This window comes from Bacillus cereus group sp. N6, from assembly GCF_016483705.1.
Taxonomy (GTDB): domain Bacteria; phylum Bacillota; class Bacilli; order Bacillales; family Bacillaceae_G; genus Bacillus_A; species Bacillus_A wiedmannii.
Genome location: NZ_JAEHBI010000041.1, coordinates 1 through 15968, shown reverse-complemented (window position 1 = coordinate 15968; position 15968 = coordinate 1). Strand labels below are relative to the sequence as shown.

The window sequence follows — 15968 nt, the reverse complement described above, 5'->3', positions numbered from 1 at the left end:
TTTTTCACCCTTTTATTATTTATTTTTACTCTTTAAAAATAGTGCACGAAAAGCAGTTTGTCCATCTATTTTATAATTTATAAATAGAATAAAAAAAAGATAAAGCGATCTGCTTTACCTTTTTACTCAGCCTCTACAAGCCCTTCATCAAATGGTGCCAGTGAATAATTTCCCTTTTCCACTTGAATCGCTTTTTCTTTCACATCAACTTCTGATAGACGAATTAATGATACAAAATTATTAATTAGTCGTTCTTCAATATCCGTGGATTCTACTAATACACCAATACCAACAACATTAGCCTTAAACTCTTCTAACATACTCATCATACCTTGAATTGTCCCGCCAGCTTTCATGAAGTCATCAATAATTAAAACATTTGATCCCTCTGGAAGGCTACGCTTTGCTAACGTCATTGTTTGAATTCGCTTAGAAGAACCTGATACATAGTTAATACTAACAGTTGGGCCTTCTGTTACCTTATTATCTTTCCTTGCAATTACTACCGGTACATCTAAGTAATTTGCCACCGCATAAGCAAGTGGAATCCCCTTCGTTGCCACCGTCATAACCGCATCAATTGATTGCCTAGCAAAAACAGAAGCAAACAAACGACCTGCGCCATTAATATGGCGAGGATTACTTAAAAGATCTGTCATATATAAGTAACCACCAGGCAAAATACGATCTGGATTTTCAAATAAGCTACAAAGCTCACCAATAATTAGATCTGCCTCTTCCTCACTTATATATGGTATATATTTCACTCCTCCTGCTGCTCCTGGTACCGTTTGCAATGTGCCGACCCCTTGTTGTTCAAACGTTTGCTTAATAATAACTAAATCTTCACTAATGGAAGACTTAGCTGATTGATACCTTTCAGCAAAAAAAGTGAGAGAAACTAGCTGACGAGGGTTTTGTAACAAGTAATACGTCATATCGACTAATCTTGTACTTCGTCTAATTTTCATACTCTCACCTCAAATCACGAATATTCTAAACAAATCATAACGTATTATACGTCTTTATTCAAGCGTTTCTCGCTCTCCTAATAAACGTACTGCGTATACTTGTTCACAAAATCCTTTTAATCCGTTATATATACGATGCATTCGCGAATCATGGTGCACAAGACCAAATACGGTTGGGCCACTTCCACTCATTAATACGGCATCCGCACCAAATCGCTTCATCTGTGCCTTAATACGTGCAACTTCAGGATGCATCGCAAACGTTACATCTTCTAAAACATTACCAACAGTATCACAAATCCCTTTGTAGTCCCCAGCATTTATGACGTTAACCATTTTATCTACATTTGGATGTGTAACTCGATTTAACTTTAAATTTCCATACACATCAGCAGTAGATACACCAATATGGGGTTTTGCCAAAATAACCCAACAAGAAGGTGGAGTTTTTATGTGCTCAATTTGCTCTCCTCTTCCAGTGGCAATTGCTGTCCCACCATATACACAAAACGATACATCTGATCCGATTTTTGCGCCAAGCTCTGCTAACTGATCAATTGTAAGCCCTAAATTCCATAATTTATTAAGGCCACGTAATGTCGCTGCTGCATCACTACTTCCACCTGCTAATCCAGCTGCTACTGGAATCGTTTTTTCAATAGTAATAGATACGCCTTTTTTCACATTAAACTTCTCTTTTAATAATTTCGCTGCTTGATAAGCTAAGTTTCTTTGGTCGTCTGGGACATACCGATTATGGGATAAAATTTCAATACGGTCTTCTGCTAATTCCATTAGTTCTAAACGATCCGCTAAATCAATTGTTGTCATAATCATTTTCACTTCATGATATCCGTCTTGTCTTTTTCCCAGTACATCTAACGACAGATTAATCTTTGCTGGTGCTTTCACTAGTAGCTTCAATCTATTCACCCACTCTATGTACTCAATCTTTTATCGTTTATTTTACCATAAATTTATAGTAAGACGATGACACTTCCCTAATTATAACGAAAAGCATTCAGAATGAAACTACTTATGTAAAATGATGGCACCTTTTCGAGTACAAAAAGCCGAGGAATCACTCCTCGGCTACCGTAGCATAGAAAGTATCTTACAACTACTGGTTTTGTTTCATTAATTGCTGTTCTGCAATTTCTATAGCACGTTTCACCATGTTACCAGCATCTTTCGCACGAATTCCGCCCCAGCCTTCTTTCTGAACAACATCATAAAAGCCTAGCTCTTTTGCAAGCTCTTCTTTAAATTGATTTGACATGACACCTCTTCGTCTACTCAATGCAGAGTCCCTCCTTATTTTGCTACGGTATAATTAGTATGCAAAATAATATAGCTTTTCATTTGTGGGAATATATGTAACGATACATGAATTATAAAATCACTTCATTATGAGGTTCACCATAAAACGTTAACTCTACTGTCTCTGTTAAAACATCCGCATAGCTATATGATACACGTTGCAACGCATCTTCTTGCTGATCCAATTGTACAACAAAAACAGAACGGTACGTTTCTGCAAGTACACCTGATTGTTCTACTGTTTTTCTTCTCCCACTATTTGCCTTTAACATCAGTCTCTGTCCAAGATGGTGATCTAATTCGCTTTTAATTTCATCTAAACGTTTTGACATATACTTCGTTACACCTCGCTGTAATTTAGATTGAACACTTAAAACACGATATATCTATCCCAATTATTAACCGCAACTCACAGACAATATCATTATAAAAGCATCATGCGTTCAAATAGATAGAAGAAATACTATATTGTAAAAGTATCATTATGTAGTCTGCGCGTTCTTGTCTCTTTTTATCCAAGCTGATTTAAATCCTTCCCATACAAAAAAGCAAGATACATATGTACCTTGCTTATTCTTCATAATGTTGAAAGGGTAATCCAGTTCGTAAAATCCCCCTCGTCTCAATCCCGCCAAGTCCCTTTTCGCCGGTAATCGTATTACGTACAACATCCCATACATTTACTCTTTCCATAAATGACGTAAAACTAATTTTACCAACCACATATACAGGATCTAGTGCGTGAATATTAATTCTAGATGGTGAACTAGCAAAGTTAGCACCCGCTCGAATTAATGCTTCAAAGTGTGATTGGCATGCCCCAGCAAAAATAACGAGTTGATCCAATGATGGATATTTTTTTCTCACTTCTCGAACAGCCTGTACAAAATGCCTTGAATGCCTATATGCTGCTAAATCTCCCTTTACCCCTTTTGATTTTGTATATGCATCGTGCCCCGTAATAACTAAAATGTCTGGACGAAAATGATCTATTAAATCTACTACCTTTTCATGCATCTCTGTTTCTTTACAATGAATACCTTGTACAGGAACACCAATTTTATTATATAAGTCTAAGCACTTGCGCAAATATAACGGGTCCCCATCTATATGCAATACACGTCCTGGCATTTGAAAATAATTCACCTCACTTGTATATCCACCCGTTGAAGTGTGTTCATGCCTTTGTTTCATTAATACATAATCTTGTTGAAACAAACGATACGTACGCTCCATCGTTTCTTTCTCACGCTTCGCTCTTTTTTTATGCTCTCGTTGATCTATACTAATTAAATCTTCAAGTGGCGCATCTGCCACCAGTCTAATTTCCTCTCCAAATAATATAGCTATCTCGCCTTTTATTTCTATAATACGAAAAAGGATATCCCTATTATGAGAATATCGTTCCACTAATTCTCCAACATGTAAAGCCATTCTCCTACCTCCAAACTCGTTAGGCCATCTTACCTGTTTTTAAAGTATGAATGTAGGAGAGGAAAGGTGACAAAAGGGACAGTTCAAGTTGAACTGTCCCTTTTCTATTCTTATGACAATTTATGAAGAACTAATGCATTACTTAATGTTGCAAACTCCTCGATAGATAGCGTTTCGCCTCTTCGTTTTGGATCAATTCCCACTTCTGTTAAAATTCGATCCAACAGCTCTTTATCTTTCGGGAAACCATTTAAATTATTTGATAAATTATTCATTAAAGTTTTACGACGCTGTGCAAAACTTGCTCGTACTACTTCAAAGAAGAATGTCTCATCTGTTACTTCTACAACTGGTTTCGGGCGCTTTAGGAGACGAATAATCGCAGAATCAACATTTGGTTGTGGCACAAACACTGTACGTGGTACAGTCATAACTGTTTCCACCTCTGTATAATACTGAATAGCAATGGATAAAGAACCATACTCTTTCGTTCCAGGTTTAGCAGCTAAACGATCTCCAACTTCTTTTTGCATCATAACAACAAATCCACGAACCGGTAATTTCTCTTCCAACAATTTAAATAAAATTGGCGTTGTAATATAGTACGGTAAGTTCGCTACTACCATTACATCTTGCCCTTCCTCAAATTGCTCACTAAACACCTCATGTACATCTGCCTTTAGTACGTCTTTATTTATAACTGTAACGTTGCTATATGGAGCTAACGTCTCATCTAAAATCGGTAATAACCTCTGATCAATTTCAAAAGCTACTACTTTTTTAGCACGCTTCGCTAATTGTTCTGTTAACGCACCGATACCTGGTCCAATTTCAATTGCACCACTTTCTGAACCAATTTCAGCGTGATCGACAATACGATTTAATACATTCGTATCAATTAAAAAATTTTGTCCTAAACTTTTTTTGAATGAAAATCCATACTTTTCAACAATGTCTTTCGTACGATTTGGCGTTGCGATATCCTTCATTTTCTTTCCTCCTGTATGACTTGCTTATAAGCTTCTGCAAAAGATTCTTTTGAAACTTGAAACATTTGTAAACGTTTATGTAACTGTTTTGCGTTTGTATAACCAATCTTTAATAGCTTACCCATTCTTTCTCTGCGACTCTTTGCCATTTCTCCGCCCACTAAGCCTGCATCGACTAAATCGCTCCAACTAATTTCACTTGTGTAAGCTTCCATTTCTTCATGTATATTCTCTAAAGCACGGCGAATTGATTCATTAGAAGCATGTTCAATCCCGACACCCTTTTTCCTTTTGGCAAGTGCTTCTTCCTTCGGTAAAAAAGCATGTTTACATCCAGGCACCTTATCAGAAATAATTTTTCGAATACGCTCTCCAGGATAATCCGGATCTGTGAAAATAATAACGCCCCGTTTTTGCAGCGCTAATTTAACTTGCTCAATAACATGATCACCGATTGCTGAACCGTTCGTTTCAATTGTATCCGCATCAACAGCACGCTTAATCGCAACTGTATCATCTTTACCTTCTACAACGATAATCTCTTTAATTTTCATGCTTGCCTCCACACTCGTTTCGTCTCTACTTAGTAAAACAAAAAAATGACGACTTTTCCATTATTATTTTCCCCATTCTTACATTTTAAAAAATAGAATGTCCAAAACTTTGTTCTCTCTCCTTATTGTAACACTTCCTCATTCGCCCTTATTTTTTCACAAAAATAAAAAAGAATGGGTTCTCCCACTCCTTTTTATTCAACAACAAATAAAGCTTTTGCATTTTTTGTTGTTATTTCTGCTACTTCCTCATAAGAAATTCCTTTTAAATTCGCAATTTCTTCTGCTACGAGTTTTACATAACTCGGTTCATTTCGTTTTCCTCGAAATGGATGTGGTGTTAAATATGGACAATCTGTCTCTATTAACAATTTCTCTAATGGAATCTCCACAGCAACTTCTTTCGGCTTCTTAGCATTTTTAAATGTAACTGGTCCGCCTAATGAAATTAAAAAGTTCATATCAACACATCGCTCTGCTACTTCTACGCTGCCGCTAAAGCAATGCATAATGCCTCCCACTTCAGCTGCATTCTCTTCTTCTAGAATATCAACAATATCTTGAGTTGCATCGCGGTTATGTATAATAATCGGCAATTTCACTTTTTTAGCTAATGCAATTTGTTTACGGAATACTTCCTTCTGTATTTCTTTTGGAGACTTATCCCAATGATAATCTAATCCCATCTCTCCAAGTGCAACGACTTTAGGATGAGAAGCAAGTTCTTCTAACCAAGCTAGATGTTCTTCTGTCATGTCAATTGCATCAACTGGATGCCATCCAACCGCAGCGTAAATAAAATCATAAGTTTCAGCTAATTCAATCGCCTTTTTTATCGTTACTTCATCAAAACCAACAACAACTGTATAGGTAACTCCCGCTTCTTTCATTCGTGCAATAACCTCTTGCAAATCTTCTTCAAATTGCTCTGCATTCAAATGTGAATGTGTATCAAACAACATAATACATAACTCCTTTTATATTGAAATCAAGTTTATTCTAAAAAATAAGCTCTTTAATAACTTAACGATAACAATACTATAATTTTAATGCAAAAATAGAGAGTGTAAAAAGAAAAAAGACGCTTCACACATGTTACACGTGAAACATCTCTTTTCTTGTCTTAATTACTTGATTTTTGTACCATTTGGTAGATTTTGGTCGATTGATGCTAATGACAATACGCCATTCTCTTCACCCGCTAAAATCATACCTTGTGATAATTCACCGCGTAATTTTACAGGTTTTAAGTTTGTTACACAAATAACCTTTTTACCTTTTAGGTCTTCCGGCGAATAGAATTTTGCAATTCCTGAAACAACTTGACGCTTTTCTGTACCTAAATCCAGCTGAATTTTTAACAACTTATCTGCTTTTTTCACAGGTTCAGCTGATAGTACTTCAGCTACGCGTAATTCTACTTTAAAGAAATCATCAATTGTAATTTCTTCTGCTTTCGGCTCTTCTTCTTTTTTCTCTTCTACTTTAGGAGCAGAGCTTTTCATTTGTTCTTTAATGTACCCTACTTCTACTTCCATTTCTAAACGCGGGAAAATCGGGTTTCCTTTTTCTACTTTTGTTCCAGCTGGAATACAGCCAATTGTAGATAGGCTTTCCCAAGATTTATGTGCCTCTTCAGTAAGTCCAAGCTGAGCAAACATCTTACTTGGTGCTACTGTTAGGAACGGCATAAGCATAATACCTGTTTGACGAAGCACCTCTGCTAAGTGAGCCATTACAGAAGCTAATTTTTCACGATCATTCTCATCTTTCGCTAATACCCACGGTTGTGTTTCATCAATATATTTATTTGCACGGCTAACCAATTGCCAAATTGAGCTTAGCGCTACAGAGAATTCCATATTCTCCATTGCCTCTTCTACTTTTTTCAATGTATCTTTTGCAAACGTTACTAACGTTTCATCGAATTCCGTTACATTTTCTTTAAATGCAGGGATTTCTCCGTTAAAGTACTTATCAATCATAGCTACTGTACGATTTAATAAGTTACCTAAGTCATTTGCTAAATCGAAATTAATGCGCTCCACAAATCCTTCTGGTGTGAATACGCCATCAGATCCGAATGGAACTTCACGAAGTAAGTAATAACGTAATGCATCTAATCCGTAACGATCGATTAAAGTAACTGGATCTACTACGTTTCCTTTTGACTTACTCATCTTTCCATCCTTCATTAAAATCCAACCATGAGCAAAGATTTTTTTCGGAAGAGGTAAATCTAATGCCATTAAAATGATTGGCCAATAAATTGTATGGAAACGAACGATTTCTTTTCCAACTAAATGTACATCAGCTGGCCAGAATTTCTTATACATCTCTTCATTTTCTGTTCCATAACCTAATGCTGTAATGTAGTTAGATAATGCGTCAACCCATACGTAAATAACGTGTTTCGGGTTACCTGGAACACGAACTCCCCAGTCAAATGAAGTACGAGAAACAGCTAAATCTTCTAGGCCTGGTTTAATGAAGTTATTAATCATCTCATTCTTACGAGACTCAGGCTGAATGAAATGTGGATTATCTTCATAGAATTTTAATAGTCTGTCGACATATTTACCCATTCTAAAGAAATACGATTCTTCACGAACAAGTTCTACATCATGACCACTATCTGGGCTTTTTCCTCCAACTACTTTTTCACCTTCCATAATTGGATCTACTAATTGATGCTCTGTATAGAATGTCTCATCTTGTACAGAATACCAACCTTCATATTCATCAAGATAAATATCACCTTGATCTACTAGTTGCTTGAAGATTTTTTCAACAACATCTTTATGACGATCTTCAGTTGTACGAATAAAATCATCATAAGATATATCCATTTTCTCCCAAAGTTCTTTAATTCCTGCAACAATGTTATCCACATATGCTTGTGGTGTAACATTTAATTCTTCTGCTTTCTTTTGGATCTTCTGTCCATGCTCATCAGTTCCTGTTAAATAATGAACACTGTATCCTTGCATACGCTTATATCGTGCCATCGCATCTCCTGCTACTGTTGTATAAGCATGTCCAATGTGTAATTTTCCACTTGGATAATAAATTGGGGTAGTAATATAAAAGGACTTATTTTCCTCTGTCATTGTTTTGGACCTCCCGGATAACCTCATATGTATTTATAAATAGTATATCAAAAACTTATATATAAAGTGAAACTTTAATCTGTGTGGGGGTGTTCACTCCTGCGGATTATTAGCCCACACCAATCAGGCTTTTACGAGCAATCCGACTCCAACTTAACTTCTTTGCTCCACCCAAATTTTAAATTTAGAATCTTACTGCTTGGAAAATAGTGGGATAAAAATGAGTTAATACTTAATATCTTTATCATCTATTGCTCATATTTCAAGAAAATATACAGTCCTTACTTACAATCTATAAATTTTTCTGAAAATAAAGTTAAATAATAGTAGAAATTACTCTCATTCTATTATATATAAGAAGTAAGAAATCTATAAATCTTTTTAAAAAATATAGAATTAAAGAATTGACGGAAATGTAAATGATTGGTATCATATGTCCATAGGGTATTTTGTCGAAAAATGACGAATCTAGAAAATAGACTCGAAACTTATAAACTATTTCTTTAGGAGGAAAAGAATTATGAAATCTACTGGTATCGTTCGTAAAGTTGATGAATTAGGTCGTGTAGTAATTCCAATCGAATTACGCCGTACTTTAGGTATTGCAGAAAAGGATGCTCTTGAAATCTACGTTGATGACGAGAAAATCATCTTAAAAAAATATAAGCCAAACATGACTTGCCAAGTAACTGGTGAAGTATCTGATGGTAACCTATCTCTAGCTGAAGGTAAAATTATCTTAAGCAAAGAAGGCGCTGAGCGAATCTTAAACGAACTTCAAGATTATATCGAAACAGCAAAATAAGCTTCTCAATTATGAGAAGCTTATTTTTTATCGACATGATAGATTTGATATACATCGCGTTTCGACAAATCTCGATCTTTAGCGACTGTTTTTATTGCCTCTTTTGAATTCATACCTTTTTCGTTTATATAATGTTCAATATGATCATATACAGAAATAGATTCCCACCATTGTTCTTCTGGGGTAGGTTCTTCCGTTGAACCAGCTACTAAAATACAAAACTCGCCACGAACTTCATTTTGTTTCGTCCACTCAATTGCTTCCTCAACTGTTCCACGAATAAATTCCTCAAATTTTTTCGTTAACTCTCGACATAATACAATTTCTCTATTTCCCAACACTTCTTGCATCGAGATTAAAGTATCATCTAAACGATGGGGCGCTTCATAAAACATCATTGTAGTTTGTACATAACGAAGCTTCTCTAACTCCATTTTTCTTTCTTTTTTATTTCTTTGTAAAAATCCATAGAAATAAAATTGTTTTGTTTCAAGACCTGATGCAATTAATGCTGTAAGGGCTGCATTTGCCCCAGGAAGCGGGATTACATGATACTGTTCTGCTACAGCCTCTACAACAATATCGTAACCTGGATCGGAAATACAAGGCATACCAGCATCACTAACAAGTGCTACAGTCTTTCCTTCGTCTAACTTCCCTAATATTTTCTTACCACTTACTTCCTTATTATGCTCATGGTAACTCATAACGGGGGTTTCAATTTCGAAATAATTACAAAGTTTTTTCGTTTGTCTCGTATCTTCAGCAGCAATTAAATCAGCTTCTTTTAAAATTCGGATTGCACGAAATGTCATATCTTCTAAATTTCCAATAGGAGTTGGTACTAAATATAAAACTCCCTTTTCATTTTGTTGAAAGCTTTTTTGTTGCCACATAGCGTTCTCCTTTTTGCATATATTCTTCTTTTTGTTTTCTATTTAACTGCTTAAAATAATACTCTGCTTGCATAGCTGTACGCTTATCTTCATGAAATTCTATGTATTTTAAAACAACAGGAAGTCTAGCACGCGTATACCTAGCCCCTTTTCCACTATTATGGGTCTGAATCCGCTTCTCTATATGATTTGTATATCCTGCATAATAACTTCCGTCAGAGCACTCTACTACATAAAAACAATGCTTATTCTTCTCCATATAAAATTGAACGAATCTCCTTTGTATATTCATTATTTTCTTCATATACAAAAAGGGGTGGCAATATTTTCAAATCTGCGTTTCCATCCTTAATCCCTTCAATTAACAATGTATTCGCTTCTTTCCCTGCCTTAGGATAAACAAATCGTACACGCTTTGGTTCAATTTTGTATTTACGCATTAATGTAACAATATCTAGCAAACGACCTGGACGATGTACAAATGCTACTTTCCCGCCTTGCTTTACTAATTGACTACTTGCAGATACAACATCCTCTAATGTACACATAATTTCATGACGAGCTATCGCTAAATGTTCATTCATATTTTTCTCAGAAGTTGCAGGTGTTTGAAAATAAGGGGGATTACATGTAACTACATCATATTGATGACGTCCAAGTTTCTCCGGCATATCTTTCAAATCCCCATGTATTAAGTGAATTCTTTCTTCTAACTTATTGTATTGAACGCTTCTGATTCCCATATCATATAAACGTTCTTGAATTTCTACACCTGTAATGTTTCCCTTTGTTCTTGTACTTAATAAAAGGGGGACAACTGCGTTACCTGTACACAGATCAAGTACATTACCTTTTTGAATCGGCACCCAAGCAAAGTCTGCAAGTAAAACAGCATCTAACGAGAAATTGAATACTGATGGGCTTTGTACAATCTTCATATCTTGCGCTAATAAGTAATCTAAACGTTCATCTTCATATAAATTCATATGTTACTCCTTTTCTTACACTTAACCTACCCTATTTCTTCTTCTACTAATAAAAAAACATATTTCATTCTACTCTCATGTATAAAAAATTACCTTTCCAATTATCATTGGAAAGGTAATTTCACTTTTTATTTAAAAATGACAGGCAGAATAAACAATCTCCCTCTTTACGTACACTTCCATAATGCAGATTACAAATATGAAAACCTTCTTGATATAGCCTTGCTAAATTATCGTAGCCTTCGCCAATATCAGTTGTCTTCGGCTTCACTTCTTTACGTTTTTGAGTTTTTTGTTTTTCCTTAATCTGCACTTCTTCAAAGCGGTGTCGCAAATTTTCATTTTCCATTTTTATATGTTGGTTCTCTTCCAACAACTCTGCAAGATGTTGTTTTAATTCTCCCAACTGTTTGTATAAATGTCCAATTTGCTCTTCCATACTAGAAACCGATGCAAAAATATCTTTTTTCTCCACAAGCACCCACCTCATTAATCTGTGGTTTGACTCGAAACGACCCCTTTATTCACTAACTCATCTAACGTATATTCTACTATCCGTTCCTTGTCTACTAGTTCCACTTGAATTAATCTTTCTAAAATATTTAATCCGATAACACGGCCAGTACCATGCGGGGTTTGTATACGTTGATCTAAATCAGGAAGTTGTTCCTTTGCTGCCTCATATTCATCATTCTCATATTTTAAGCAACACATTAAGCGACCACATAAACCAGAGATTTTTGCAGGATTTAATGATAAATTTTGATCCTTTGCCATCTTAATGGATACAGGTTCAAAATCTCCTAAAAAAGTAGAACAACAAAGCATACGACCACATGGACCAATACCACCAAGCATCTTCGCTTCATCACGAACACCAATTTGTCTTAGTTCAATTCTTGTCCTAAAAATTGCCGCTAAGTCCTTCACTAGTTCGCGGAAATCAATCCGACCATCCGCAGTAAAGTAGAAAATAATCTTATTGCGATCGAACGTATACTCTACATCTACAAGTTTCATATCAAGATTATGCTCTACTACCTTTTGCTGACAAACTTGATATGCTTCTTTCGCAGCATGTTTGTTCTCTTCAACAATGGTACGATCATTTTCATTTGCAATACGAATAACCTTTTTTAGCGGTAATACAACGTCGTTTTCATCAACTTGCTTTTTGGTAATAACTACTTTTCCGTACTCAATACCTCTTACTGTTTCTACAATTACAAACTCATTTTCAGAGATATCGAACTGATTCGGATCGAAGTAATACACCTTTCCGGCCTTCTTAAAGCGAACACCTACTACATCATACAAAACGGTCATCCCTCCTGCAACCGCAACACTAACTGTTCGAACACAAGCTGCGCATTTACATTAGCGTTGATTCTATTTTTTGCCTCTAATATATTAAAGAGAGCTGATACAATGCGCTTCTGAGCATAGGAGAAAGATTCAAACATCTCTTTCTGCTCATGAAAAACAAGACGATCTTCTTCTCCAAGTTGAACATATAATAAATCCTTATAAATAAGGAGCAACATATCTAAACCTTGCTGTAATTGTTCTTTCTCTCTAAAGTGTTTCCCCCATTTTTCTTGTACAAAAAAAATAGAGGCTTTATCCTTTTCGAGCGCTTCACATAATTTTATCACTAAAGCTCGTGCTTGTGCAAACCATTCATCACTACATAAAGCTAAAGCTTCATCAAAACTATTCGTGAGTTGCGCAGCAAGTGTCGATAAAGATGCCGTAATACCTTCATCCTGTAATCTTCTAATTAAAGATTCCGTAGGTAACGGTCTAAATGTAACAACTTGACAGCGAGATAAAATCGTATTTAAAATTTGATGACTTTGTTCAGTAAGTAAAATAGCTGTTGTATCACTACTTGGTTCTTCTAAAAATTTTAAAAGTGTATTCGCTGCATTTGCTGTCATACGATCTGCGTGCTCAATAATATATACTTTTTTATTTGCTTCTAATCCTGTTTTTGAAAACTCTTCTTGTAAATCATGAATTTGCTGCTTCTTAATAGATAATCCGTCTGGTTTTACAATATGTAAGTTAGGGTGGTTACCTGAATCAATTCGCTTACAATTTGTACATATGTGACAAGGCTCTACCCCATTCCGCCCAGAACAGAGGAAACTCTTTGCCATTTGAATTGCCGTTGCAAACTTTCCAGTCCCTTTCCCTCCCTCTAACAAGTAAGCGTGGGATATACGCTCTTTTGCAATGCTATTCATCAACATTTTTACACCGATGGGTTGTATAGCAGAAAGCTGCTCCCACGTCTTCGTCATAATGCATACCTCACTTATTTCATTCTTTCCTTCTATTATAACAATTTATCTTCTATAATCTGAACAACTTCTTCTATAAGTTTTTCCATTGGTTGATCAGCATTTACCAATACAATACGATCTGAGAAACGTTCTACAACTTGTAAATATCCTTCACGGACACGTTTATGGAAAGAGATATCTTCCATATCTAATCGATTCACTTCACGTCCTGCATCTTTTTCAATGCGAGCTAAACCAATCTCTGGTTCAATGTCTAGGTAAATCGTTAAACTAGGCATACAGTCCTCTGTTGCGAAACGATTTATTTCAAATACTTTATCCATACCTAATCCTCTTGCATATCCTTGATACGCTAAAGAGCTATCTATAAAACGATCACATAATACAAGGTAGTCCTCGTTAAGTGCCGGCATAACCTTTTCCACCAAATGTTGTCTACGCGCAGCAGCATACAGAAGCGCCTCTGTACGGGCCTCCATCATCGTATATTCTTGTTTATGTAAAATTGTTCTAATATCCTCTGAAATTGCAATGCCACCTGGTTCTCTCGTCGCCATTACCTTTTGTTCTTTTTGTTCAAAGTATGGCAATAAACTTTTAATTAACGTTGTTTTACCCGAACCTTCTGGACCTTCAATTGTTACAAATAATCCCTTCATTCTAAAACCTACTTTCTATATCATACACTTTCATATATTTCGTGTTACCTTGAAAACGAGCGCCTGATTGCTCTAAATACATAATTTGCTCTTTATGTTCTGAAGTAATTCTTTCTCCATACATAATCAATGGAATTCCAGGTGGGTACGGAATTACCATTTCTGCCGCTATCATCCCAACTGCTTCTTCTACAGATACTACTTTTGTTTCATATCCTTCCAGTTGTTTATATGTATACGGTAAAGGAGAAAATTCTCCTTTATAAGTATAACGAATAGATTCCTTCTTGTCTTTCACCTCATAATATTGCAATGCCTCTCGGATCATCTCTATAGCCTTCATATACTCCTTATTTACTTGCAAGGGCAAAATAAATAGGACATTATATGGATCCGCCATTTCTGTATATATACCGACCTTTTCAAATACAGACTGTAATTCGTATCCTGATAACTGACAACGTGTCTGTACAGTAACCTTTAACTCGTCTTGTAATGGATATTGTAAAATAGCTATTTGTGGAATAGAACACAATTCGTCTTTAAATCCCCGTAAAAACTCGACAATTTCATCATGTCCCTTTTCTTTTATACGTGCTATTGTAAAGCGTGCAATATCAAGAGAAGTCATAATTGGATACGATGGACTACTAGATTGTAGCATACTTAAATAGGTAGAAACTTTTTCTTCTTTCACTAAGCGACTATTTATATGTAAATAGGACCCCATTGTCATCGCGGGTAATGTTTTATGTGCAGAATGAACTACAATATCTGCACCATATGCTAATGCTGACTTTGGAAATGCTCCCCCTAAACAAAAATGGGCTCCATGTGCTTCATCTACTAAAACAGGGATTTTATGTGCATGTGCATAAGCGATGCTTGCCTCTAGATCCATCCCCATACCATAATAATTAGGATGCGTTAAAATGAGTGCTTTAGCATTTGGATATTTTTCAATTGCTTCCTTAATAATTTCATCATGAATTCCCACTGGTACATTATAAGCTTCATCAATCCATGGATCTAAAAAAATTGGATTTGCGCCCGCTAATTTTAAACCATTAATAATTGATTTATGACAATTTCTTTGTACAAGAACAATATCATGTTCTCCACAACAAGACAAAATCATTGCTAGGTTCCCTACCGTTGAACCATTAATTAAAAAATAACTTTTGTTCACTCCATATACATCAGCTAATAACTGTTGTGCCTCATCTATACATTCAAACGGACTATGTAAATCATCTAACCCTGACAACTCAGTTACATCGATAGATAGTATATCTTTAAACTCCCCTACAGCTTCCTGAGGGAAGTTTAAACCATTTTTATGACCTGGAACATGAAAGGATAACGGCTCTCTTTCTTTAAACCCTGTTAATGCCTCATATAAAGGTATGCGATTTTGATTCATTTATATCTCTTCCTTATTAGTTCATTCTTCCTCTATTATACAGAACAAAAAAAATAATAGGCATATGCCTATTTAAAAATATGATACTTCTAATTTCCGAAGCTGTTTTAAATAATATATATACTTCGGATCATTTGTCTCCGTATTCACCATATCCTTTTCACATTCATAACATATTAAATTATTATAAACATATATCCCTTCTTTTCTTTCTGTCTCACAAACAATACAAACTTCATTTTGTGCTTTCATAACCTTCCCTCCCTATTTAAATGGACATATTTTATACTTCTATTCCTTAACAATTTACAGAAAAATATACATCCATCTCTTATATAATATGATTAACCCTTGGGCAACGTGTTTGTATTACCATTACTTCTTTTTTCGTACTGTTTGAAAACAGAAAAAAACACAAGTCAAAAGACTTGTGTTTTTAGTTGCTTGGCGACGTCCTACTCTCACAGGGACAAGGTCCCAACTACCATCGGCGCTAGAGAGCTTAACTTCCG

At 35.5% G+C, this 15968-nt stretch carries 19 protein-coding genes; 1 reads left to right on the top strand and 18 read right to left on the bottom strand.

Annotation, left to right across the window (positions count from 1 at the left end):
- Nucleotides 1-122 precede the first annotated feature (122 nt).
- The 9 genes from purR to metG all read right to left on the bottom strand — a co-directional run bounded on the left by purR (nucleotide 123) and on the right by metG (nucleotide 8378).
- Complete coding sequence (gene purR, locus JDS99_RS23030; protein WP_046954525.1) at nucleotides 123-971, bottom strand: pur operon repressor; 849 nt, start codon at nucleotides 969-971, stop codon at nucleotides 123-125.
- 54 nt (nucleotides 972-1025) lie between these two features.
- Nucleotides 1026-1895 carry a 4-(cytidine 5'-diphospho)-2-C-methyl-D-erythritol kinase gene (ispE, locus tag JDS99_RS23025; protein ID WP_000772096.1) on the bottom strand — a complete coding sequence of 290 codons (870 nt, stop codon included), beginning with the start codon at nucleotides 1893-1895 and terminating at the stop codon, nucleotides 1026-1028.
- Nucleotides 1896-2091: 196 nt separating this feature from the next.
- Entirely contained in the window at nucleotides 2092-2271 is a 180-nt protein-coding gene (gene sspF / locus JDS99_RS23020; RefSeq protein ID WP_001985066.1) for an acid-soluble spore protein SspF, read from the bottom strand.
- Nucleotides 2272-2362: 91 nt separating this feature from the next.
- Complete coding sequence (veg, locus tag JDS99_RS23015; protein ID WP_000044349.1) at nucleotides 2363-2623, bottom strand: biofilm formation stimulator Veg; 261 nt, start codon at nucleotides 2621-2623, stop codon at nucleotides 2363-2365.
- A gap of 238 nt (nucleotides 2624-2861) precedes the next feature.
- Complete coding sequence (gene yabG, locus JDS99_RS23010) at nucleotides 2862-3725, bottom strand: sporulation peptidase YabG (protein ID WP_001173738.1); 864 nt, start codon at nucleotides 3723-3725, stop codon at nucleotides 2862-2864.
- Nucleotides 3726-3835: 110 nt separating this feature from the next.
- On the bottom strand, nucleotides 3836-4714 hold the full coding sequence (gene rsmA / locus JDS99_RS23005) for a 16S rRNA (adenine(1518)-N(6)/adenine(1519)-N(6))-dimethyltransferase RsmA (RefSeq protein WP_000651555.1): 879 nt from the start codon (nucleotides 4712-4714) through the stop codon (nucleotides 3836-3838).
- Entirely contained in the window at nucleotides 4711-5268 is a 558-nt protein-coding gene (gene rnmV, locus JDS99_RS23000) for a ribonuclease M5 (RefSeq protein ID WP_000692830.1), read from the bottom strand. The genes rsmA and rnmV overlap by 4 nt, the downstream gene beginning before the upstream one ends.
- Nucleotides 5269-5462: 194 nt before the next feature.
- On the bottom strand, nucleotides 5463-6230 hold the full coding sequence (locus JDS99_RS22995) for a TatD family hydrolase (RefSeq protein ID WP_199695789.1): 768 nt from the start codon (nucleotides 6228-6230) through the stop codon (nucleotides 5463-5465).
- A 165-nt stretch (nucleotides 6231-6395) separates the two neighbouring features.
- On the bottom strand, nucleotides 6396-8378 hold the full coding sequence (gene metG, locus JDS99_RS22990) for a methionine--tRNA ligase (RefSeq protein ID WP_098134979.1): 1983 nt from the start codon (nucleotides 8376-8378) through the stop codon (nucleotides 6396-6398).
- 520 nt (nucleotides 8379-8898) lie between these two features.
- On the opposite strand from metG, the gene JDS99_RS22985 reads away from it, so the two are divergent.
- Nucleotides 8899-9183 carry an AbrB/MazE/SpoVT family DNA-binding domain-containing protein gene (locus JDS99_RS22985; RefSeq protein ID WP_000843039.1) on the top strand — a complete coding sequence of 95 codons (285 nt, stop codon included), beginning with the start codon at nucleotides 8899-8901 and terminating at the stop codon, nucleotides 9181-9183.
- A gap of 20 nt (nucleotides 9184-9203) precedes the next feature.
- Here the strand turns inward: JDS99_RS22985 and rsmI are convergent, their stop codons facing one another.
- The 9 genes from rsmI to JDS99_RS22940 all read right to left on the bottom strand — a co-directional run bounded on the left by rsmI (nucleotide 9204) and on the right by JDS99_RS22940 (nucleotide 15708).
- A complete protein-coding gene (gene rsmI, locus JDS99_RS22980) occupies nucleotides 9204-10079 on the bottom strand; it encodes a 16S rRNA (cytidine(1402)-2'-O)-methyltransferase (protein ID WP_000267812.1) in 876 nt (291 codons plus the stop codon).
- On the bottom strand, nucleotides 10048-10338 hold the full coding sequence (locus JDS99_RS22975) for a GIY-YIG nuclease family protein (RefSeq protein ID WP_000414343.1): 291 nt from the start codon (nucleotides 10336-10338) through the stop codon (nucleotides 10048-10050). The genes rsmI and JDS99_RS22975 overlap by 32 nt, the downstream gene beginning before the upstream one ends.
- Complete coding sequence (locus JDS99_RS22970; protein ID WP_060486369.1) at nucleotides 10325-11065, bottom strand: tRNA1(Val) (adenine(37)-N6)-methyltransferase; 741 nt, start codon at nucleotides 11063-11065, stop codon at nucleotides 10325-10327. Before JDS99_RS22970 ends, JDS99_RS22975 begins: the two co-directional genes overlap by 14 nt.
- 121 nt (nucleotides 11066-11186) lie before the next feature.
- Nucleotides 11187-11540: a DNA replication initiation control protein YabA gene (gene yabA, locus JDS99_RS22965; protein WP_000412057.1), complete on the bottom strand. Its 354-nt coding sequence runs from the start codon at nucleotides 11538-11540 to the stop codon at nucleotides 11187-11189.
- 14 nt (nucleotides 11541-11554) lie between these two features.
- Complete coding sequence (locus JDS99_RS22960) at nucleotides 11555-12382, bottom strand: PSP1 domain-containing protein (RefSeq protein ID WP_000272429.1); 828 nt, start codon at nucleotides 12380-12382, stop codon at nucleotides 11555-11557.
- Between the two features lie 5 nt (nucleotides 12383-12387).
- Complete coding sequence (gene holB / locus JDS99_RS22955) at nucleotides 12388-13371, bottom strand: DNA polymerase III subunit delta' (protein WP_088061451.1); 984 nt, start codon at nucleotides 13369-13371, stop codon at nucleotides 12388-12390.
- A 35-nt stretch (nucleotides 13372-13406) separates the two neighbouring features.
- Nucleotides 13407-14033 carry a dTMP kinase gene (gene tmk / locus JDS99_RS22950; RefSeq protein WP_000677225.1) on the bottom strand — a complete coding sequence of 209 codons (627 nt, stop codon included), beginning with the start codon at nucleotides 14031-14033 and terminating at the stop codon, nucleotides 13407-13409.
- Between the two features lies 1 nt (nucleotide 14034).
- Nucleotides 14035-15456, bottom strand: coding sequence for an aminotransferase class I/II-fold pyridoxal phosphate-dependent enzyme (locus tag JDS99_RS22945; protein WP_097891841.1), 1422 nt, complete (start codon nucleotides 15454-15456; stop codon nucleotides 14035-14037).
- Nucleotides 15457-15528: 72 nt separating this feature from the next.
- Complete coding sequence (locus JDS99_RS22940) at nucleotides 15529-15708, bottom strand: sigma factor G inhibitor Gin (RefSeq protein ID WP_000647291.1); 180 nt, start codon at nucleotides 15706-15708, stop codon at nucleotides 15529-15531.
- Nucleotides 15709-15968 lie beyond the last annotated feature (260 nt).

Excerpts from the sequence above, each read along its gene's own strand:
- JDS99_RS22975 (WP_000414343.1), bottom strand. The coding sequence starts at position 10,338 with ATGGAGAAGAATAAGCATTGTTTTTATGTAGTAGAGTGCTCTGACGGA.
- rsmI (WP_000267812.1), bottom strand. The coding sequence starts at position 10,079 with ATGTGGCAACAAAAAAGCTTTCAACAAAATGAAAAGGGAGTTTTATAT.
- JDS99_RS22970 (WP_060486369.1), bottom strand. The coding sequence starts at position 11,065 with ATGAATTTATATGAAGATGAACGTTTAGATTACTTATTAGCGCAAGAT.
- rnmV (WP_000692830.1), bottom strand. The coding sequence starts at position 5,268 with ATGAAAATTAAAGAGATTATCGTTGTAGAAGGTAAAGATGATACAGTT.
- yabG (WP_001173738.1), bottom strand. The coding sequence starts at position 3,725 with ATGGCTTTACATGTTGGAGAATTAGTGGAACGATATTCTCATAATAGG.
- purR (WP_046954525.1), bottom strand. The coding sequence starts at position 971 with ATGAAAATTAGACGAAGTACAAGATTAGTCGATATGACGTATTACTTG.
- tmk (WP_000677225.1), bottom strand. The coding sequence starts at position 14,033 with ATGAAGGGATTATTTGTAACAATTGAAGGTCCAGAAGGTTCGGGTAAA.
- metG (WP_098134979.1), bottom strand. The coding sequence starts at position 8,378 with ATGACAGAGGAAAATAAGTCCTTTTATATTACTACCCCAATTTATTAT.
- JDS99_RS22940 (WP_000647291.1), bottom strand. The coding sequence starts at position 15,708 with ATGAAAGCACAAAATGAAGTTTGTATTGTTTGTGAGACAGAAAGAAAA.
- JDS99_RS22985 (WP_000843039.1), top strand. The coding sequence starts at position 8,899 with ATGAAATCTACTGGTATCGTTCGTAAAGTTGATGAATTAGGTCGTGTA.
- JDS99_RS22995 (WP_199695789.1), bottom strand. The coding sequence starts at position 6,230 with ATGTTGTTTGATACACATTCACATTTGAATGCAGAGCAATTTGAAGAA.
- JDS99_RS22945 (WP_097891841.1), bottom strand. The coding sequence starts at position 15,456 with ATGAATCAAAATCGCATACCTTTATATGAGGCATTAACAGGGTTTAAA.
- veg (WP_000044349.1), bottom strand. The coding sequence starts at position 2,623 with ATGTCAAAACGTTTAGATGAAATTAAAAGCGAATTAGATCACCATCTT.
- rsmA (WP_000651555.1), bottom strand. The coding sequence starts at position 4,714 with ATGAAGGATATCGCAACGCCAAATCGTACGAAAGACATTGTTGAAAAG.
- holB (WP_088061451.1), bottom strand. The coding sequence starts at position 13,371 with ATGACGAAGACGTGGGAGCAGCTTTCTGCTATACAACCCATCGGTGTA.